This window comes from Flavobacterium suaedae (assembly GCF_014642915.1).
Classification (GTDB): domain Bacteria; phylum Bacteroidota; class Bacteroidia; order Flavobacteriales; family Flavobacteriaceae; genus Flavobacterium; species Flavobacterium suaedae.
This window is the reverse complement of the sequence record NZ_BMJE01000004.1, coordinates 229,321-250,238: the sequence shown is the minus strand read 5'-3', so window position 1 is coordinate 250,238 and position 20,918 is coordinate 229,321. Positions and strand designations below refer to the sequence as shown.

The 20,918-nt window shown below is 37.8% G+C and carries 18 protein-coding genes and 1 tRNA gene; 16 read left to right on the top strand and 3 right to left on the bottom strand.

Annotation, left to right across the window (positions count from 1 at the left end; translation table 11 throughout):
• Positions 1-116: 116 nt before the first annotated feature.
• The 4 genes from IEW45_RS09475 to IEW45_RS09460 all read left to right on the top strand — a co-directional run bounded on the left by IEW45_RS09475 (position 117) and on the right by IEW45_RS09460 (position 5,004).
• Positions 117-1,514 (top strand): MBL fold metallo-hydrolase, encoded by a 1,398-nt coding sequence (locus tag IEW45_RS09475; protein WP_188621006.1) that lies wholly within the window; start codon positions 117-119, stop codon positions 1,512-1,514.
• Between the two features lie 13 nt (positions 1,515-1,527).
• Positions 1,528-1,839, top strand: a complete 312-nt coding sequence (locus IEW45_RS09470) for a rhodanese-like domain-containing protein (RefSeq protein WP_188621005.1) — start codon at positions 1,528-1,530, stop codon at positions 1,837-1,839.
• A gap of 5 nt (positions 1,840-1,844) precedes the next feature.
• A complete protein-coding gene (locus IEW45_RS09465; protein ID WP_188621004.1) occupies positions 1,845-2,051 on the top strand; it encodes a hypothetical protein in 207 nt (68 codons plus the stop codon).
• Positions 2,052-2,439: 388 nt separating this feature from the next.
• Entirely contained in the window at positions 2,440-5,004 is a 2,565-nt protein-coding gene (locus tag IEW45_RS09460; RefSeq protein WP_188621003.1) for an FIDD domain-containing protein, read from the top strand.
• A 45-nt stretch (positions 5,005-5,049) separates the two neighbouring features.
• Here IEW45_RS09460 and IEW45_RS09455 read toward each other — a convergent pair.
• Together IEW45_RS09455 and rseP are read right to left on the bottom strand one after the other, a co-directional pair.
• Positions 5,050-5,123: transfer RNA gene (locus IEW45_RS09455), tRNA-Asn, on the bottom strand.
• Between the two features lie 139 nt (positions 5,124-5,262).
• The gene (rseP, locus tag IEW45_RS09450) at positions 5,263-6,585 is read right to left on the bottom strand and encodes an RIP metalloprotease RseP (RefSeq protein WP_188621002.1); all 1,323 of its coding nucleotides are present in this window, start codon (positions 6,583-6,585) and stop codon (positions 5,263-5,265) included.
• 212 nt (positions 6,586-6,797) lie between these two features.
• On the opposite strand from rseP, the gene IEW45_RS09445 reads away from it, so the two are divergent.
• From IEW45_RS09445 to IEW45_RS09405, 9 genes are read left to right on the top strand one after another with little or no spacing between them, the layout of a single operon-like run.
• The gene (locus IEW45_RS09445; protein ID WP_188621001.1) at positions 6,798-7,193 is read left to right on the top strand and encodes a DoxX family protein; all 396 of its coding nucleotides are present in this window, start codon (positions 6,798-6,800) and stop codon (positions 7,191-7,193) included.
• A 6-nt stretch (positions 7,194-7,199) separates the two neighbouring features.
• Positions 7,200-8,276, top strand: a complete 1,077-nt coding sequence (locus IEW45_RS09440) for an NADH:flavin oxidoreductase/NADH oxidase (RefSeq protein ID WP_188621000.1) — start codon at positions 7,200-7,202, stop codon at positions 8,274-8,276.
• Positions 8,277-8,281: 5 nt separating this feature from the next.
• On the top strand, positions 8,282-9,322 hold the full coding sequence (locus IEW45_RS09435; RefSeq protein ID WP_188620999.1) for a Gfo/Idh/MocA family oxidoreductase: 1,041 nt from the start codon (positions 8,282-8,284) through the stop codon (positions 9,320-9,322).
• Positions 9,323-9,340: 18 nt separating this feature from the next.
• A complete protein-coding gene (locus IEW45_RS09430) occupies positions 9,341-10,291 on the top strand; it encodes an aldo/keto reductase (protein ID WP_188620998.1) in 951 nt (316 codons plus the stop codon).
• 40 nt (positions 10,292-10,331) lie between these two features.
• Positions 10,332-10,829, top strand: coding sequence for a cupin domain-containing protein (locus IEW45_RS09425; protein ID WP_188620997.1), 498 nt, complete (start codon positions 10,332-10,334; stop codon positions 10,827-10,829).
• Positions 10,830-10,854: 25 nt separating this feature from the next.
• Positions 10,855-11,640 carry an SDR family NAD(P)-dependent oxidoreductase gene (locus IEW45_RS09420; protein ID WP_188620996.1) on the top strand — a complete coding sequence of 262 codons (786 nt, stop codon included), beginning with the start codon at positions 10,855-10,857 and terminating at the stop codon, positions 11,638-11,640.
• A gap of 21 nt (positions 11,641-11,661) precedes the next feature.
• Positions 11,662-12,660 carry an alpha/beta fold hydrolase gene (locus IEW45_RS09415; RefSeq protein WP_188620995.1) on the top strand — a complete coding sequence of 333 codons (999 nt, stop codon included), beginning with the start codon at positions 11,662-11,664 and terminating at the stop codon, positions 12,658-12,660.
• Between the two features lie 23 nt (positions 12,661-12,683).
• Entirely contained in the window at positions 12,684-13,886 is a 1,203-nt protein-coding gene (locus IEW45_RS09410) for an MFS transporter (protein ID WP_188620994.1), read from the top strand.
• 22 nt (positions 13,887-13,908) lie between these two features.
• The gene (locus IEW45_RS09405; protein ID WP_188620993.1) at positions 13,909-14,904 is read left to right on the top strand and encodes an aldo/keto reductase; all 996 of its coding nucleotides are present in this window, start codon (positions 13,909-13,911) and stop codon (positions 14,902-14,904) included.
• Positions 14,905-14,975: 71 nt separating this feature from the next.
• On the opposite strand, the gene IEW45_RS09400 is transcribed toward IEW45_RS09405, so the two are convergent.
• Complete coding sequence (locus IEW45_RS09400) at positions 14,976-16,901, bottom strand: M1 family metallopeptidase (RefSeq protein WP_188620992.1); 1,926 nt, start codon at positions 16,899-16,901, stop codon at positions 14,976-14,978.
• Positions 16,902-17,049: 148 nt separating this feature from the next.
• Here IEW45_RS09400 and serS point away from each other — a divergent pair, with 148 nt between their 5' ends.
• The 3 genes from serS to IEW45_RS09385 all read left to right on the top strand — a co-directional run bounded on the left by serS (position 17,050) and on the right by IEW45_RS09385 (position 20,886).
• Entirely contained in the window at positions 17,050-18,321 is a 1,272-nt protein-coding gene (gene serS / locus IEW45_RS09395; protein ID WP_188620991.1) for a serine--tRNA ligase, read from the top strand.
• A 67-nt stretch (positions 18,322-18,388) separates the two neighbouring features.
• The gene (locus IEW45_RS09390) at positions 18,389-19,105 is read left to right on the top strand and encodes a hypothetical protein (protein ID WP_188620990.1); all 717 of its coding nucleotides are present in this window, start codon (positions 18,389-18,391) and stop codon (positions 19,103-19,105) included.
• Entirely contained in the window at positions 19,102-20,886 is a 1,785-nt protein-coding gene (locus tag IEW45_RS09385) for a tetratricopeptide repeat protein (RefSeq protein ID WP_188620989.1), read from the top strand. Before IEW45_RS09390 ends, IEW45_RS09385 begins: the two co-directional genes overlap by 4 nt.
• The last annotated feature ends 32 nt before the right edge of the window (positions 20,887-20,918 follow it).

Genomic DNA, 20,918 nt, shown 5'->3' with positions numbered 1-20,918 from the left:
AAACCATTTCCTGATTAAATTTGTTTAACATACCAGTTATGTAACATTTGTTACTGCACAACACGCTGTATATTAATAATTTTACACTTAGAAAAGATAAATTAAAACACACTACTATGTATTTTCAACATGTTTACGATAAATCATTGGCGCAAGCCAGCTACTTTATAGGATGTCAGGCAAAAGGAGAAGCTATTGTTATCGACGCTAAGCGGGATATTGATACCTATCTTGATATTGCCAAGCAAAACAATATGACTATCACACATATTGCCGAAACACATATCCATGCTGATTTTCTATCAGGTTCAAGAGAGTTAGCTGCCGTAACAGGTGCTAAAATGTATCTGTCTGATGAAGGCGGGGCAGACTGGCAGTATGAATTTAACCATATTGGCTTAAAAAATGGCGATGTAATAAAAGTAGGAAACCTGTCCCTTGAAGTCTTACATACTCCGGGGCATACCCCTGAAAGTATCAGCTTTTTACTTACAGATCATCCTGCTACCGATGAACCTGTTATGATATTTACAGGTGATTTTGTATTTGTTGGTGATATTGGTCGTCCTGACTTGTTAGAAAAAGCAGCAGGTTTAAAAGGTACTCAGGATGCAGGAGCTAAGCAAATGTATCAGTCATTAGAAAAATTTGCTTCGCTACCACCATACATTCAGGTATGGCCGGCACATGGTGCAGGTTCTGCCTGTGGTAAAGCGCTGGGCGCTGTACCAAGTTCAACAGTAGGATATGAAAAAATAAGAAACTGGGCTTTTCAGTATACTAATAACGAAAAAGAGTTTAAAGACTATTTACTAGCTGACCAGCCTGAACCGCCTAAATACTTTGCTATGATGAAGAAACTTAACAAAGTAAATCGTCCTTTACTTGTTGAAGTACCTAAACACGCCAAGTTAAGCAAAGAGGAGTTTCTTAATGCTTATAACAAAGGAATTAAGGTAATAGATACCCGTAATAAGTTTGATTTTGCAAAAGCACACCTTCCAAACACTATAAATATACAAGGCAATAATTCGTTTGCCACATGGTGCGGATGGGTGCTTAACTATGAGGAACAATTTATACTGATAGCTGATGATGACCAAATGGATGACATTACCCGTAAATTAATGCGTATAGGTCTTGATAACATCTACGGATATATATCAGATATACAATCAACAGGTATTGCTCCCGAACAAAGCGAAATAATAGATGCTGACACTTTAAAAAGCTACATAGGTAACGAAAACGTACAGATTATAGATGTGCGTGGTGCTTCGGAATATAACGCGGCTCATATTAAGGGTGCTGAGAACATTTTTGTGGGTACACTGGCTGACAACTTAGACAAGATTGATAAAAATAAAGAGGTAGTAATACACTGCCAGAGTGGCGACAGGGCTGCCATAGCACAATCAATTTTAGCCCGAAACGGATTTAAAAACATGAAGAACTATTCAGCAGGAATGGCAGAATGGAAAAAACTAAATAATAAGGTAGTTTCTGAAAACTAAAAACAAGAAGACTATGAAAAAAACACTTTTGCAAGAAGACTGGAAAGAGCTACTTTTTAAGACGCCTAATGCTGTAGTACTTGATGTGAGAACAGAGGATGAATGTGCTGACGGAGTTATTGAAAATGCCGTTTGTCTGGACTTTTTCCAAAAAGAAAAAGTCTTACAGGAGATAGAGAAAATGGATAAGGACAAAGAGTATTTTGTATATTGTCGCAGCGGTAACCGCAGCGGAATGATGTGTGAGTTGCTGAACAGTAAGGGTTTTAAAAACACATACAACCTTAAAGGTGGTATTATGCAATGGAATGGTAAACTGGTTTAATAGCTATGAATACTATTTTAAAGAAAATAAATATTTATAAAATTATAAGGCTGATTATAGGGGCACTACTTTTATGGCAAGCTATAGAACAAGATTCTTTGCCCCTTATCATTTTTGCAGGACTCCTTACTATAGCTCCATTATTTAATGTTGGTTGTACAGCAAACAGTTCATGCAGAATTCCTGAAAGAAAGTCACGCAGAAGAAAGTAATATAAATACTATAATCAAGAAATATTTTTTTTTTTGGCAAGGGGGTAAGTATGCTATACTTACCCCCTTTTTCGTTTTTAACTTTTACACTTGTTACAAATAAAACTTACTACTTCACATTCAGCCAATCTATAACAATTTTAGAGAAAAAAATTATTTATAAGCGAGTAAGTACTCTTTATTTTCACTTAAAAACAGTTGTTAAAAAAATAATTTTATCTTTATAGTCGCCATAAAAAAGTCATTATAACTTACTGATAAACAATATAAATAAACCCCTCTACTACTTCATTAATCGAAAGGTAGAAAAAAACAGTAATTATATATTAAGCTATAAATACACAAAATCTATTATCCACTAAAATGAAAACCAATAAACCTATCATCTATGAAAAAAAAATTCCTCTCAACATTAGCACTAATGGTTGGGCTTTTGTTTTTAACCGAAAGTAGGGCGCAATTAATACCCTCGTATGCAGGGGATGCCTACTCTACCGGAAACGGTTGCTATGTTATTACTCCAAACCTTCAGCAGCAGGCAGGTGCTGCCTGGTATGACAACCCAATAGACCTTAACGAAGATTTTGATATTGTTTACAATGGCTTTTTTGGCTCGAACAACGGGGGAGCAGACGGAATGACCTTTGTATTAAAAACTACTCCTGATGCTGTTATAGGTTTGCCGGGAGGAGGGCTTGGTTATCAGGACTTACCCGGAACAAACTCTCTTGCAGTAGAATTTGATACGTATCAAAATTCAGGAGGAACTGTTAACGACCCTTATTATGACCACATTTCTTTACAAAAAAACGGTAATACAAACCATATATCTCCTAACAGTCTTACAAGCTATGTACAGGCTTCAGCTACCTCCGCTAATATTGAAGACAATACAGATCATGAAGTAAAAATAAAATGGCGCGCAGCAGAGCAAAGACTTATCGTAATTTTTGATTGTCAGGAGCGTATAAACTATAACGCAGATATTATAAATACTGTTTTTGGAGGAGAATCAACAGTATACTTTGGTTTTACAGCCTCAACAGGAGACTTAACAAACCAGCAATCTGTTTGCTTCCAATACTTGTCATTTTTAGAGTCGCCTTTAGAAAACAAAACTATCTGCTCAGGAGGAGCGGTAACAGATATAGACGGCACATTACCGGGAGCTTCAAACTATCAATGGTCACCTGCAACAGGAGTAAGCAATACAGCAACTCCTAACCCTGTTTTTACACCAACCACAACTACAACTTATACTCTTACTACTACAGATAACTGTGGAGAAGTAACAGAAGAGAGCTTTACTGTAAACGTAATACCTGAACCTGAGGTCAATGTTACAGTAGCTACCTCTCCTATATGTAGCGGAGAAGATGCTGTTTTCAATTTAAACGGTACTCCTGACAGCGAAGTAACATACAGCATTAATAATGGTAATCAAGAAGTAATTACTCTTGATGCCACAGGAACGGCAACAGTAACAGTTGTAGTTTCTACAAACGCACAAGAAACATTACAACTTATAAATATAGCATTTGAAAACCCTCCGTTTTGCGAAGCAGTTATAACCGGAAGTGCTTCTGTTGATATAGAAGTTATAGATACTTCTTTCTTTATGACGCCCGATTGTGAAGGAGCTACAGCAACTGTAACCGGAGATACAGGAGGTACTTTTGCTTTTAATCCTGCACCGGCAGACGGAGCTGCAATCGACAGTGCTACAGGAACAATTAGCAACGCAACACCGGGAGAAACCTATTTTGTAGAATATACAGTAGTAAGCACTTGTACTGCAACAGGTAACGGGCAGGTTACTATATACCCTGCTATAACCTATAATACACCTTCAACCCTAACTGTATGTGACACGGATGAAAATAACGGGTTTGCCGAATTTAACCTTAGTACAACTGCTAATGAAATAGGCGGAGGTAACACCGATTTAGTAATCACATTTTATGAAAATGAAACCGAAGCTGAAAATGGTAATGCTACAGACCAATTACCTTTAAACTATACTAATACTTCTGCTATAAGCCAAACTATATGGGTAAGAATTGAAGATGTAAATACCGGATGCTACGCAATTATAACTCAGGATTTACAAGTTAACCCTACTCCTGTAGTCAGCAGTCTTACCGACATTACTTCTTGTGATGTTGATGATGACGGTATTATTGATTTTGACCTTACTCCGGCAATAAATGAAATATTAACGACTTACCCTAATGCCTCAGTAACTTTTTATGAAAATGAAGCTCAGGCAGAAAGTGGTAATACGGCAGACCAACTACCTACTTTATACGCAACAACATCTGATGAAGAAGAGCTATGGGTACGTATTCAAAATACAACAGGATGTTACAGTACAGTAGTGCTACAGTTAACATCTGAACCATTACCTGAACTTACAGAAGTTGACAATATTGAAGTTTGTGATGACAATAATGATGGTATTACTACAATTGATTTGACTGTAGTTGAAAGCCAAATTACAGCTAACAACCCTGACATAGTTATTACGTATGCATATGAAAGGAATGGTATAATTACAGAAATTGCTACACCTTCTGCTTTTGAAAACACAATAGCTGACACGCAGACTATTAGGGCTATTGCCGAAAACAGTTTAGGCTGCAGTACTTCAATAAATTTTGATATTATTGTGAACAATTGTTTTATACAGAGAGGTATTTCACCTAACAGTGATGGCGACAATGATTATTTTGATTTAACGGGATTAAATGTATCAGAATTAGAAATATTTAACCGTTACGGTTTAAAAGTGTATTCTTTTTCAAATTACACTAATCAGTGGCACGGGCAATCAAATGACGGCGATGAACTCCCGACAGGAACCTATTTTTACAGCATGAGTTATGCAGGTAGTAACCAAACTAACGCAGAACAAAAAACTGGCTGGATATATATAAACAGAGAGTTAAACTAATAGCAAATAAAAAAGCCTTACATTTCTGTAAGGCTTTTTTTAAAGCTCCCCCTCTTGGGCTCGAACCAAGGACCCTCTGATTAACAGTCAGATGCTCTAACCAACTGAGCTAAGGAGGAAACTGTATATTATAAATAAAAAGATTTTACTCTTTTTAAAGGTTGTTTCAGTATGTAGTGGCAACGCTTAATGTGTTACCTTTATTGCGGTGCAAATATAAAACCATTTTTCATTTCCGCAAACAAAACAAGGAAAAAATTAACCTAAATTTTTCATTATTATTTCGTAAATATCTTTACCGAAAACTAACACCATAAGCGTCAGCAATATAATCATACCTATGGTTTGCACCACTCCGGCAGCTTTATCTCCCAATCTGCGACCTGTAATCATCTCTGCAATAGTAAATATAGCATGACCACCATCAAGACCTGGTATTGGTAGTAAGTTCATAAAAGCCAAACCTATTGAGAAAAGTGCCGTAAACTTCCAGAAAAACTCCCAGTCCCATGCAGTAGGCATAAGCGTAGCAATACCCACCGGGCTTTTTACATGCTTATAAGCTCCTGTACTAGGGCGCAGGATTAGCTTAAACTGCTTTACATTATATACTAAAAGAAAATACGACTCTTCTACAGCTTTTGGTATAGCCGTAAAAAAGTTATAATGCTCGGTAATTAAACCTGTAGCTCTGTGCCTGAATCCTAAAGTTCCTTCTTCAGAAACTACTGCCTTTAAGTCTATAGGTTTATTATTCCTTTCTATGTTTAATGTTACGGTATCATTTTTAAAACCACTTAAATCAATACCTGCTTCCATCTCGGCATAAGGAACTCCGTTTACCCCTTTTATTATATCTTCTTCCTGTAGCCCTGCTTTTTCAGCATTAGAACCCGGCACTACTTGTTCTACAGTAGTACTGGTAACTTTTAAGGGTTGTACAAAGCCTTTACCCTCTTTATCCAGTATAGCTTTCTTATCTTCATCTGTTAAGGTTATTTCTACCTTTTCGCCGTTACGATCTACAACTACCTTATCCCCTAAAAGAATATCAAGTATCATACGGTCAAAACGCTTTTGGAATTTTCCGTCAACACTTAAAATTTTATCTCCATCCTGAAAACCTACACTTTTACCGGTTTCACCAAAAGCAAGACCTTCTTTTTGTATTAACTCTGTAGATACATATTTTTTACCGTAAGTAGCATATACCGCTGTATATATAAACCATGCCAGTACAATATTCACAATAATACCTCCCAGCATTATAATAAGGCGTTGCCAGGCTGGTTTAGAGCGGAACTCCCATGGTTGTGGCGGGCTTTTCATTTGCTCTTTATCCATACTTTCATCAATCATTCCTGAAAGCTTTACATAACCTCCTAACGGAAGCCAGCCTATACCCCACTCGGTTTCTCCTATTTTCTTCTTAAAAAGTGAAAATCCGGCATCCATAAAAAGGTAGAATTTTTCTACCCTAACCTTAAATATTTTTGCCGCTATATAATGCCCGAACTCATGCAGTATTACTAGTATTGAAAGCATAAGTACTAACTGGGCAATTTGTGTAAGTGTATCCATTGGTAATAGTAAAGTTCTTAATCATTAAACGCACAAAAATAGTGTTTTCTGATTACTTACCGCATTTTTAAACTACAACGGTTTAGATTTTAAAACTTTGTTAATACCCGCAGTCAATAACAGTACTTAAAATATTGTAAGTAAATTTACATATAAAACCTTTTCAGTAGCTATGCTAAACTGATGAGGGAAAAATACCTAAAACAACAGCTATGCTAAAACCCACACCCTATTTTATAGCCCGTTTATTTATCGGGATGAGCTTTTTCGGGCACGGTCTGGTAAGAATGCCTAAACTTGAAATGTTTAGTGGCTGGATGGTAAAATCATTTGAAAATTCATTACTGCCCACAGCAATAGTACAACCGTTTAGCTATATATTACCTTTCGCCGAATTGTTTACAGGAGTACTTTTATTATTCGGATTATTTACCCGCCAGGCAGCAATAGCCGGAAGCTGTATTATCCTTTCATTAATATTAGGTTCAGCATTAATAGAACAATGGGACGCACTTCCAACACAGTTTTTACACGGGCTGTTTTTACTAATAGTCCTCAATTTTATAGAAGCAAACAAAATCTCTTTAGATAATAAACTAAAAAAATAACCCTATATGGCATCGCAATTATTTTCAATATTACAGATAAAAAGCATTATACTAAAAAACCGCATTGTAGTTTCTCCAATGTGCCAATATTCGGCTAAAGATGGTTTTGCCAATAACTGGCATTTGGTTCATTTAGGAGCCAGAGCTATTGGCGGAGCAGGTTTAATTATTCAGGAAGCTACTGCCGTATCTCCCGAAGGAAGAATATCTCCCGAAGATTTAGGTATCTGGAGTGATGAGCACATCGAAAAGTACAAAGAAATTAACGAGTTTATATTACAGGAAAATGCATTCCCGGGAATACAACTTGCACATGCAGGGCGTAAAGCCAGTACTTCGCCGCCATGGGAAGAAAGAAGAAAACTAACCGAGCAGGAAAACGGCTGGCAAACCGTTGCACCAAGCCCTATCCGTTACAGTGACCACGAAGCAGAACCTCCTTTAGAGCTTAACAAAGAAGGCATACAAAAAGTAATAAACGATTTTAAGGAGGGGGCACGCCGTGCCAACGAAGCCTGTTTTAAAGTCCTGGAAATACACGCAGCACACGGCTATCTGTTACACCAGTTTTTATCACCGTTATGTAACGAACGGACGGACGAATATGGTGGGAGTTTTGAAAACCGTACCAGACTACTATTGGATGTAATAGATGCAGTAAAAGAAGAATGGCCGGACAACCTTCCGTTATTTGTGCGTATATCAGGTACTGACTGGGCTGAAGGTGGCTGGAATGTAGATGAATCGGTTAAACTGACTGAAATACTAAAAGAAAAAGGTGTTGATGTAATAGACTGCTCATCAGCAGGAGCTGTAGAGTGGCAAAAAATTCCTGTTGAAGATGGTTTCCAAGTACCAATTGCAGAAAGAATTAAAAAAGAAACAGGGGTACACACAGGGGCTGTAGGTTTAATAACAGATGCGCAACAGGCAGAAGATATTATTGCAAGCGGAAAAGCCGATTTAATTTTCTTTGGCAGGGAGTCGCTACGCGACCCTAACCTTGGGTTAACTTTTGCTCACCAATTAAAAGCAGATATTACCTGGCCAAAACAATATGAAAGAGCCAAACCGAAATATTAATTATTATGCAAAAAATAAAAACAGCATTACTGTCCTACGGTACATCGGGTAAAATATTTCATGCCCCATTTTTAGACTTGCATGAAGGGTTTGAGCTGACAGGAGCTTGGGAGCGCAGTAAAAAAAATATACAAAACGATTACAGTGGAGTAAAAAGCTATGATACGCTGGAAGAACTTCTTGCAGATGACAGCGAACTGGCAATAGTAAATACACCAGTAGATACGCACTATGAATATGCTAAAAAATGTCTTGAAGCAGGCAAGCATGTATTGGTTGAAAAAGCATTTACCACCAATGCTTCCGAAGCAGAAGAACTACACGAACTGGCAAAAACTAAAGGTTTAAAACTATGCGTATACCAAAACCGCCGTTGGGACAGCGACTTTAAAACCGTACAAAAAGTATTAAACAGTAAAGCTCTTGGTGATATTGTAGAAGTCGAAATATATTTTGACCGTTATAACCCGCAACTAAGCCCTAAAACACATAAGGAAACAGGAGAACCCGGAGCAGGAATACTGTGGGATTTAGGCTCTCATATTTTAGACCAGGCTTTGCAGCTATTCGGTTACCCACAGGCAGTATTCGGAGATATTCGTAAAACAAGGAATGGCTCTAAAATAGGCGACTGGTTCGACATCATTCTTTACTATGAAGATAAAAGAGTACGTGCCAAAGCAGGATTTTTTATGCGAGAGCCTGTACCATCGTATATTTTGCACGGTAAAAAGGGCAGTTTTTTAAAAGAGCGTGGCGATGTACAAGAAGATGAACTGAAAGAAGGTAAAAAGCCGGGCACGGAAGGCTGGGGAATAGAGCCTATTGAGAAATCAGGGTTTTTACATACTGAAATGAACGGAGAAGAAATCAAAAAAACAATTACTACCGAACAGGGTAATTATTACGAGTTATTTGATTTACTCCACCAATCCATAATACACGATAAACCAGAACCCGTAACCGCTGAAGAAGGTATAAAGGTTATGAAAGTAATAGATGCTGCCCTAAACAGTAACAAACTAAAACAGGTAATACAACTATAAAATTTCGCTACAAACAACATGGAAAAAAGACAATTAGGAAATACCGATTTACACGTTTATCCTATTAGTTTCGGAGGAAATGTTTTCGGTTGGACAATAGATGAAAAAACATCATTTGAATTATTAGATGCTTATACAAGTGCTGGCTTCAATTTTATTGATACTGCCGATATGTATTCCCGTTGGGCTGATGGCAACCAGGGAGGAGAATCAGAAACAATTATAGGCAACTGGCTAACTAAAAACAAAAACCGTAATGATGTTGTTATCGCTACAAAAGTAGGTAGCGACATGGGCGACGGCAAAAAAGGGTTAAGTAAAAAATATATTCTACAAGCTGCGGAAGACTCTTTAAAAAGGCTACAAACGAATCATATAGACCTGTACCAAACGCACTTTGATGATGAGAACACCCCTATTGAAGAAACGCTTGATGCTTACGCACAATTAATCAAAGAAGGTAAAGTACGCTATATCGGTGCTTCTAATCTTTCGCCTGAACGACTTACAAAATCACTTGAAATAGCAAAGGCTAACAACCTGCCTGTTTACGAAACCTTTCAACCGCATTATAATCTGTATGAACGTGAAGTTTTTGAAAAAGAACTGGAAGATATATGTGTAAAGAACACCTTAGGCGTTATTAGTTACTTTTCCTTAGCCAGCGGCTTCCTTACCGGGAAGTACCGCAGTAAAGATGATTTTGACAAAAGCCCCCGTGGTGGCGGTATGGGTAAATATCTTGATGACAGAGGGCTTAAAATACTCGACGCGCTTGATGAAGTAGCTAAAAAACTCGGTACTACTCAGGCAACAGTAGCATTGGCATGGCTTATTCACCGCCCGTCGGTTACCGCACCTATAGTAAGTGCAACAAGCCTAAACCAACTGGACAGTATTATTAATGCTCCTAAACTGGATATTTCACAAGAAGATATTGAACTACTTACTAAAGCAAGCGCATGGTAATTTTTTCTGCTCATAAATAGTAACCCCTAAATTTTGATATATGCAAACGGAACAATACAGCTTTGAAGATGACGGAAAAATCCCCAACAGTGTTTTCCCTGCAATACTCTATAAAAAAGCATTTGACAATAACAGTGAAATTGCGGACAATATAGAGGAAAAGTTTATTGGGAATAACTGGAAAAACAGTTGGCGCAATGGAGTATATGATTATCACCATTACCATAGCACAGCACATGAGGTATTGGGCGTATATAGCGGTTCAGCAGAAATACAATTAGGGGGCGAAAAAGGCAAGAGATTTTCTGTGTCGGCAGGTGATGTTATGGTTTTACCCGCAGGTACAGGGCATAAAAAAATTTCAGCGTCGGATGATTTTGGAGTGGTGGGCGCTTATCCTGACGGGATGGACTATGACATTTGTACCGGAAAGGAAGGCGAACGACCTGAAGCGGATAATAATATTGCTAAATTACCTTTCCCGGACTGCGACCCTGTGCAGGGTAAAAATGGGGGAATATTAGAATTCTGGAAATAAAAACTTAATACAGAAAAAAGATACTATGGATTTACAACTTAAAAATAAAACAGCTCTGATAACCGGTTCTACCGAAGGTATTGGTTATGCCATTGCCAAAGGGTTACTTGCCGAAGGTGCAACAGTATATATAAACGGAAGGAAACAGAAAACTATTGATGAATCAGTTAAAAAACTGAAAGAGGAAGTTTCGAGTGCGGATGCGCATGGTATTGCGGCCGACTTTTCTAAAGTAGAGGAAATAGATAATCTGATACAGCAATTACCGGAAGTAGACATTTTAATTAATAACGTAGGCGTATTCGGTCCAAAACCATTTGAAGAAATTACGGATGAGGATTGGTTTAATTTCTTCGAAATTAATGTGATGAGCGGCGTAAGGCTTTCCCGCCATTATTTACCGAAAATGAAAGAAAAAAACTGGGGGCGCATACTGTTTACATCCAGTGAAAGCGGGGTAAATATCCCTGAAGATATGATTCATTACGGCTTTACCAAAACAGCATTACTTTCCATAAGCAGGGGGCTGGCGCAGCTTTGCAAGGCTACAAATGTTACCGTAAATGCGGTATTACCCGGCCCTACCATGTCTGAAGGAGTAAAAGAAATGACAGGTATCGATGAAGGTAAAGACCCTGATGAAGTAGCAAAAGACTTTTTTGAAAATGAAAGACCAACCAGTATTATACAACGTTTTGCCAGCCCAGAAGAGGTAGCCAACCTGTTTGTATACCTTTCCAGCCCGTTATCTGCTGCTACTAATGGCGCACCTATGCGGGTAGATGGTGGTGTTATACGTTCCGCATTCTAAAACTAATAAACATACGCATCTATGAAAAAAATCGCATTGCTATTCATCACACTATTAACCGTTTTTTCAGCAAAAGCCCAAAAGGATAAAGTAAAAGAACTTGGGCTGATGCTGGAAAATTACGAGTATCCTTTTAAGGTTGACTACATATCGCTGGATATACAAGGGCAGGAACTTAAAATGGCGTATATGGATGTACAACCTGAAAAGCCCAACGGAAAAACCATAATGCTCCTGCATGGTAAAAACTTTAACGGAGCGTATTGGGAACAAACCGCTAAAGACCTCTCTAAAGAAGGCTACCGTATAATAATTCCCGACCAAATTGGTTTCGGTAAATCATCCAAGCCAACTGATATTCAGTACAGCTTCCAGATGCTTGCGGAGAATACCAAAGCTGTTTTAGATAAAATAGGTGTAAAAAAGTTAAGCGTACTGGGGCACTCTATGGGTGGTATGCTGGCAACCCGTTTTGCTTTAATGTATCCGGAAATGACGGAGAAACTTATTTTAGCCAACCCTATAGGGCTGGAGGACTGGAAACTATGGGTTCCCTACCAAAGTATAGAGGATTGGTACCAAAGCGAGCTGAAAAAAGATTACGAGTCCATTAAAAACTATCAGCTTAAATTTTATTACGATAATAAATGGAAACCGGAATATAATGAATGGGTAAACCTGTTGGCAGGGTGGACATTGAATGACCAATATCCCATAATTGCTAAAAACGCAGCACTTACCTACGATATGATTTTTACCCAGCCGGTAGTATATGAATTCAGCGAGCTAAAAATGCCTACCCTTTTAATAATCGGGCAACGTGACCGTACCGCTTTGGGTAAAAACAAAGCTCCTAAAAAATTTCAGGATGATATGGGTAACTACCCGAAACTGGGCAAGGAAACCAAACAGAAAATTAAAGATGCTACTTTGGTAGAACTTGATGATGTAGGGCATTTACCGCATATTGAAGTGTATGACAGGTTTATAAAACCATTAAAAGAGTTTTTAGAAAAGTAATATAACCTTAAACCCGCTAATATATGTCGGGAGAAACAACAGCAGGAGTAAGTTACCGCAAGGCATATCGTGATGTAAAAGCATCACACCTCAACCGCATACGCTGGGCAGTAGGATTGTATTATTTTACCATGGGATTATGCTTTGCCACATGGGCAAGCCGAATACCCGATATTAAAACCAAACTCAGCCTTACCGAAGCTGACCTTGGTACGGTGCTTTTTGCCATACCGGTAGGACAATTGGTAATTATGCCCTTCTCCGGTATACTGGCTACTAAATATGGCAGTCATAAAACCGCCTTATTAGGGTTAAGCTGCTATTTATTAAGTTTAATAACTATAGGCTTTGCAGAGGAGCAATGGCAACTTTTGCTCTCGTTATTCTTGTTTGGTATGTGTAGTAACCTTACTAATATATCTATAAACACACAGGGCATCTATACCGAAGGGCTTTTCAGGCGACCAATAATGTCTGCCTTTCATGGGGCATGGAGTATTGCAGGGTTTACAGGAGCGTTAATAGGGCTTGGTATGATTGCGCTAAACTTAATACCACTATACCATTTCGCTATTGTTGCAGTGTTATTATTAATCGTTTTATTTACTAATTATAAGTACTTAATAAGAGCTAAAAAACAGGAACTTACACCTAAAAAGAATGTATTTAAAAAACCCGATACTGTATTAGTATGGCTAGGAATAATGGCGTTTGGCTGTATGATGAGCGAGGGTATAATGTTCGACTGGAGCGGAGTGTACTTTAAAGAGGTTGTAAAAGCCCCGGGCGCACTGGTGGTATTAGGTTATGCCTCTTTTATGATAATGATGGCAGCAGGGCGTTTCTTCGGAGACCGAATTATAAAAAAAGCAGGAAGAAAAAGAGTATTACAAATTAGCGGTTGCTTAATTTCTGTAGGGCTGATTACCGCTGTTTTTCTCCCTTACCTTATCCCTTCTACTCTCGCGTTTATGTTGGTTGGCTTGGGTGTTTCTACCATAATACCCACTATATACAGCATTGCAGGGCGCAGACCGGGAATACCTCCGGGTATTGCTTTGCAAACGGTTTCCAGTGTTAGTTTTTTGGGGTTTATGTTAGGACCTCCGGTAATAGGTTATGTTGCACAGGCAACCAGTTTAAAAGTATCGTTTGCTATAATAGCTACGCTTGGTTTTGGCATTACCATTTTGGTAAGCAAGGTTAAAGCCATTACAGAATCATAATAACTAATAAAAATTGAAAAACATGGAATACAGAAAAATAGGAAATTCAGATTTAGAACTATCCGCTATTACATTCGGAGCATGGGCTGCCGGAGGTTGGATGTGGGGTGGCACAGAACGTAAAGATGCTATTGATGCCATCAAAAAATCGTATGATGAGGGTGTTACCTCTATAGACACCGCCCCTATATACGGGCAGGGTGAAAGTGAAGAAATTGTAGCCGAAGCCATACAGGGTATGGGACGTGATAAAGTACAAATACTTACTAAGTATGGTATGCGCTGGGATTTGGCAAAAGGTGATTTTGCTATGAAAAGCAAAAACAATCAAGGTCAGGATATAGATGTCTATAAATATGCAGGCAAAGAAAGTATTATTAAAGAATGTGAAGACAGCCTTCGCCGATTGAAAACGGATTATATTGATTTATATCAAATTCACTGGCCGGATAGTACTACTCCTATTCAGGAAAGTATGGAAGCAGTAGCACAACTGATTAAAGAAGGTAAAGTACGTTACGCAGGCGTATGTAATTACAGTGCCGAACAGGTTAAAGAAGCCTCTAACTATATTGATATTGTTTCTGACCAAGTTCCTTACAGCATGGTGAAGCGTGAAATTGAAAAAGAGCTTGTGCCTTATAGCATTGAAAACAGCAAATCAATTATTGCGTACAGTCCGTTAGAACGCGGATTACTAACCGGTAAAATGAAACCGGGACACGAATTTGCCGAAGGTGACCACAGGGCAGGCTTATATTTTTTTAAAGATGAAAACCTGAAAAGAGTAGATGCCTTTTTAAATAAAATAAAGCCACTGGCGGAAGATAAAAATGCTACACTGGCACAACTGGTGCTACGCTGGACTATTGACCAACCGGGTATAACCGTAGCTTTGGCAGGGGCTCGAAATGCTGAACAATCAGTACAAAATGCGAACGCTATACATATAAAACTTTCGCAGGAAGAAATTGATTTTATTTCTACTGAGCTTAATAAATTAGAGCTTGTAAAATAAGCTCCGCTTTTAATTACAAATAGATAACCCCGCTGATAGCGGGGTTATTTTATTTTGCAGTAAATAGTTATTTACTCTTTTATAAACTTAAGTTGTTTTGTGCCTTTATTTGTTTTTAAAGTAATAAAGTAAGCTCCGTTATCCAGTTTGGCAATATTCCAGTCTGCTTTTTCAGCTATTGTCATAACCTGTTGCCCTAAACTGTTATAAAAAACTGCTTCTTTTACTGCTACCCCATCAGGCAGGCGTACCGAGAGTACCTCTGTAGCGGGATTAGGGTATAAGCTTAATGTACTTAATCTTTCTATTTGAGTTGTGTTAAGCATTTCCTGATTATCTTTAGAAATAATATTTCGTTCAGGGTCAAACTCAAAACTTGTCACTGTAAAAGGCACTGCTATTACAAATTCCTGCCCGTTTGATGTATTATCTAAAACCACATCTTGCTGAGCATCACCATCGCCATACAAGCGTATGGGTACAGGCATTTCAAAATAGGATACTGAATTATGTGATTGGGCTTGGTTAATAGTTACTTTAACCTGCCCTTCGCCATAATGTTGTACTGTAATAGTGTAAGAAGGATAACCTTCTCCGTAAATCCAGTCATTAAAAAACTCCGTCAAGTCAGTTCCTGAAGCAGTCTCAAGATGTTCTTTCAAATCAGGTGTTTTAGCATAATCAAAAGCTAAATCTTCATCTGCCAAATAGTTTTTAATCCCTTGGTAAAAATCAGTATCACCCAGTTTAAAACGCAGCATATGTGTTACCATTGCTCCTTTGTTGTAGCTTAACCTGCTACTAAACACTCTCCCAACACTTGTAGTATCAGCAGCGGGAACATATACACTCCCCTCCGGTGCTGCTGTAATATTTGTAATTCTTCCTTCTTTCCAATCTGTAAAAGCATCATTACCATCCATATCCTCTATTACCAAACCTGAAAGATATGTAGCAAAACCTTCATTTAACCAAATGTCCTGCCATGAGCCACAGGTTATTTTATCTCCAAACCATTGGTGTGCTAACTCATGCGCTACAAGCTCACGATAAAAACCATTCATAAAGGAAATAGTAGTATGTTCCATACCTCCACCTATACCACATTGTGCATGCCCGTATTTTTCTTCATGAAAAGGATATGTTTCAAATAAATCTTCAAACAAATCCATTATATCAACGGTTAAAGGTATTTGCTCCGGCACTACAAAATCGTATGCTTCAGGATATACATAGTTTATTATAGGAAAAGTATTGGGTGCTGTACCTGCTGTTTGTTCAAATATTAAATATTCTGTTACCGCAATAGCAATAAGGTATGCGGGTATTGGGTAATTATGCTGAAAGTGGGTAGTGGTTGTACCGTTACCATTATCAACCTCATTTAATACTACTCCGTTTGACACTCTTTCGTATTCGGAAGGCGAGGTAATATATACATCTATATTGTTAATCTTATCGTTAAGATCTTGCTTACAAGGCCACCAGTCTTTTGCGCCGTATGGTTGCGAAAGTGTCCATATTTCAGGAATACCGTTGTGCGTACCTGTATTAAAACCGTCAGAACTTAAAGGTGGCTGTCCCGAATAGTTTACTACCACAGTAGCTTCGGAGTCTTCTACTATAACCGACGGGAATGTAATTACCAGTTCATCATCTGTATTTTGGGTAAAATTAAGTGCATTCCCCTCCATAGTAACAGAACTTACTGTTAGCGCATCAGTCAAATCGAATGTTATGGTTTCCATATCATCTTTAGCAATAAAAGTAGTGGTAACCGTACCTGTTATAAAATGTTCGGCAGGATCTACTTCAAAATCCAGCCTGTGGTATTGTATATCGTAATTTCCTGTATTAAGGTTAGCTGTAAAATTACTTACCTGATAAGCCGATTTCATTTCTGCCTCGACTAAGCTATTAAAAACAGTATCATCTTGCTGAGCATAAGTAAACGTTAGTACCCAAAAGACACAAAGCAGCAGTATGTTTCTTCTCATAATTTATTTTTTGAAAAACAGGTAATTCTATTACAAGGTTAAAAATATAAAAAATTAAAGATAAGACTTTTATAAGTTTAATGCTTTACCATAAATTATTAAAACAAATGATTAAATTTGCTCACTTCATAAAACACATAAATAACCTATGTTACAAACAGCATTTATCAGAGAAAACAGAGAAAAGGTAATTAAAGCACTGGAAAAAAGAAGTCTTGATGTTACAGCACTTATCGATGAAGTTATTGCACTGGATGAAAAAAGAAGAAGCACCCAGGCAGAACTTGATTCTGTTTTATCCGAATCAAATAAAATGTCTAAAAGCATAGGCGAACTGATGAAAGCAGGCAAAAAGGAAGAGGCCTTAAGCATCCGCGAACAAACATCAGAACTTAAAGAAAAAAGTAAAGAACTTACCGAGGTACTAAACACTACGTCGGAAGAACTTACACAGGCATTATACAAAATACCTAACGTTCCCGCTGATAGTGTACCCGCAGGAAAATCAGAGGAAGATAATGAAGAGGTGTATCGTGAAGGAGATATTCCTGAGTTACACGGTGAAGCATTACCACACTGGGAACTTGCCAAAAAGTATGACATTATAGACTTTGAACTGGGTACTAAAATAACAGGGGCAGGTTTCCCTGTATATAAAGGCAAAGGAGCGCGATTACAGCGCGCTTTAATCAGCTATTTTCTTGATAAAAACACTGAAGCAGGATATAACGAATACCAGGTACCACACCTAATAAACGAAGCATCGGGTTACGGAACAGGACAGTTACCGGACAAAGAAGGGCAAATGTACCACGTAGGTATAGATGACCTTTACCTTATACCAACTGCTGAAGTACCTGTTACCAATATGTTCCGTGATGTAATTATAGAGGAAAAAGATTTACCTGTGCTTTGTACAGGCTATACACCTTGTTTCCGTAGAGAGGCAGGTTCATACGGGGCGCACGTTCGCGGGCTTAACCGTTTACACCAGTTTGACAAAGTAGAAATAGTACGTGTAGAAAAACCTGAAAATTCATACGATGCCCTAGATCGTATGGTAGAACACGTAAAAGGTTTACTAAAAGAACTTGGTTTACCTTACAGAATTTTACGCCTTTGCGGTGGGGATATGGGCTTTACCGCAGCACTTACGTATGATTTTGAGGTATTCTCTACCGCTCAGGACAGATGGTTAGAGATAAGTTCTGTTTCTAACTTTGAAACATTTCAGGCAAACAGGTTAAAACTTCGTTACCGCGATAAAGACGGTAAAAACCAATTGGCACATACCCTAAACGGTAGCTCTTTGGCATTACCAAGAGTTCTTGCAGGACTACTTGAAAACTGCCAAACTCCCGAAGGTATTGTAATCCCGGAAGTTTTACGCCCTTATACAGGATTTGACATTATAAATTAGTAAATTTGTTTATATAGCCTAACGCTAAAGGAGTTCCCTTTAGCGTTAGTTTATTAATTTACTAAGCATGAGGCACGTATTCACTATTTTTATAACCTGTTTTTATTTTTCCTTTTGTTTCGGGCAAAACAAACAATTAGAGCATTTTGTTCCAAAGGGTTGGAAGGCATTAACAATTGTAAAAGGAGACCTTAATGCTGACGGGCTGGAAGATGCTGTAATGGTTATAGAAGAGGATAACCCGGATAACATTATAAAAAACGCTACAGAAACACCGCGAGCCAAAGAGTTAAGCCTAAATTCAAGACAACTTTTAGTCCTGTTTAAAAATGAATCTGATGAGGTTTACACCCTTAAAGTTCAGAATGGTGTTTTTATTCCTGCTGAAAATTCTAAAGAATTTCCATGCCTTGAAGACCCTTACCATAATGATGGTGTAATTATTGAAGACGGTAAGTTTATAATAAACTTTTATTATTTTCACAACTGTGGCAACTGGAATGTAACCAACGAAACCTACAGGTTCCGGTTTCAGGAAAACAGCCTTGTCCTGAAGGAATATGACATCATAAATTATCATAGGGCAAGTGGCTTTGCAACAGAAATAAGCGTAAATTTAGTAACAAATAAAAAGTATATAATAACAGGTAATAATATATATGATATAGACGATGACACTGCTCCTGTACCTGTTAAAACATGGAGCGATATACAATTAACCGAACCTATAACCCTGCAAAGCCTTGGCGAGGCTAACTGTTATTATTACGAAAACTGGCTATGAAAAAGAAATTGATTATTTACCTACTGTTACTTTTGCCGATTTTAGCCATAGCCCAAAGCGAGCAACTGGCAGATAACTATTTTGAAAAGGGTGAGTTTGAAAAGGCACTGGTTATTTACGAAAGCCTTGATGAGAAAAGCCCGGGCAATATATCATACGCCCAGCAAATGGTTGCCTGCTACCAGCAGTTAGAGCAGTACGACAAGGCTGAAAAAATACTTAAAGAAAAAATAGAACGAACCAAACAGCCTATGCTAACAGTAGAGTTAGGGTATAACTATCAACTGCAAAACGATACTGTACAGGCAAAAAAGTATTACACTAAGGCACTGGAGTCTATAAAAGAAAAGCCTGCTTATGTGTACACCATCGCAAAATCATTCGAGAAGAAAGTTTTAATAGAAGAAGCATTACAGGCATACGAAATTGCCCGTACCGAAAATACTAACTTTAATTTTGACTATCAGGTAGCATTATTACAAGGGCAACTTGGCAAAACAGAATTAATGATTGAAAGCCTGCTTGATTATGCCTATAAAAATCAGCGTAACGTGCCTTTAATTCAAAACCAGCTATCCCGTTTTATGAACGAGGATAACCCCGAAGAGTTTAACAGGGCATTACGGAAAACATTACTTGTAAACGCCCAGAAGAATCAGGATATATTCTGGAACCAGTTTTTAAGCTGGTATTTTGTACAACAACGTGATTATGATAAAGCCTTCGCTCAGGAAAAAGCAATTTATAAACGAGACCCAAACAGCTTTTACACCATTGTTAGTTTAGGTCGCCTTGCAGTAGAAGAGGGTGAAAACGAAACCGCCCGAAAAATTATAAACTTTATACTGGAAAACACACAAGATGTAAGCCTGCAGGTACAATCGCAAACTGATTTATTAAGGCTGGATATTAATGATGCCGAACCTAAGGACTATCCTGCTATTAAAGAGCGTATCGATAATCTTATAAACCAATATGGTATAACGCCATATTCTTTAGGAATGCAGTTACTAAAAGCTGATTTTGAAGCCTTTGATTTAAAAGACAGTGAAGCAGGTATTGCAACACTTAATAAGAGCCTTGATTTATCGCTTAACAAATATCAGGAGGCAGAAGTAAAAATGAAGTTATCGGATATTCTTCTGTTAGAAGAAAAATTCAACAAAGCCATTATTTACTACACCCAGATAGAGCAAGATCTTAAAAATGATGCTGTAGGGCACGAAGCCAGCCTTAAAATAGCACAAAGCAGTTATTTTAAAGGTGATTTCGATTGGGCTTTAAAACAACTTAAAGTACTTAAATCATCATCATCGCAACTTATTGCTAACGATGCTTTAGAACTCTTTTTACTTATTAATGACAACACAGTTGAAGACAGTACCCAAACAGCACTAAAAAAGTTTGCCCGTGCTGACTTTAAACTTTATCAAAACAAAAAGGAAGAAGCTTTAAACGAATTTAAAAACCTTATAGCTACTGACAAGGAAACAGAAAGCATACAGGATGTTACCCGCCTGCGCATAGGTAAAATATACGAGGAAAAAGGAGAGTATAATCTTGCACTGCAATACTATCAGGAAATTATAGACAATTATGCCGAAGGTATTTATATTGATGAAGCACTGTTCTTTTCTGCCGAGATTTATAACAAAAAACTACAAGACCCCGAAAAGGCAAAACCGCTTTATGAAAAAGTACTGTTTGAACATGAAGACAGTATTTATTTCGTAGAATCGAGAAAAGAATTCCGAATACTTAGGGGCGACAGTAATACATAACAAAAAAACAAATAACGATAACACACAAAACG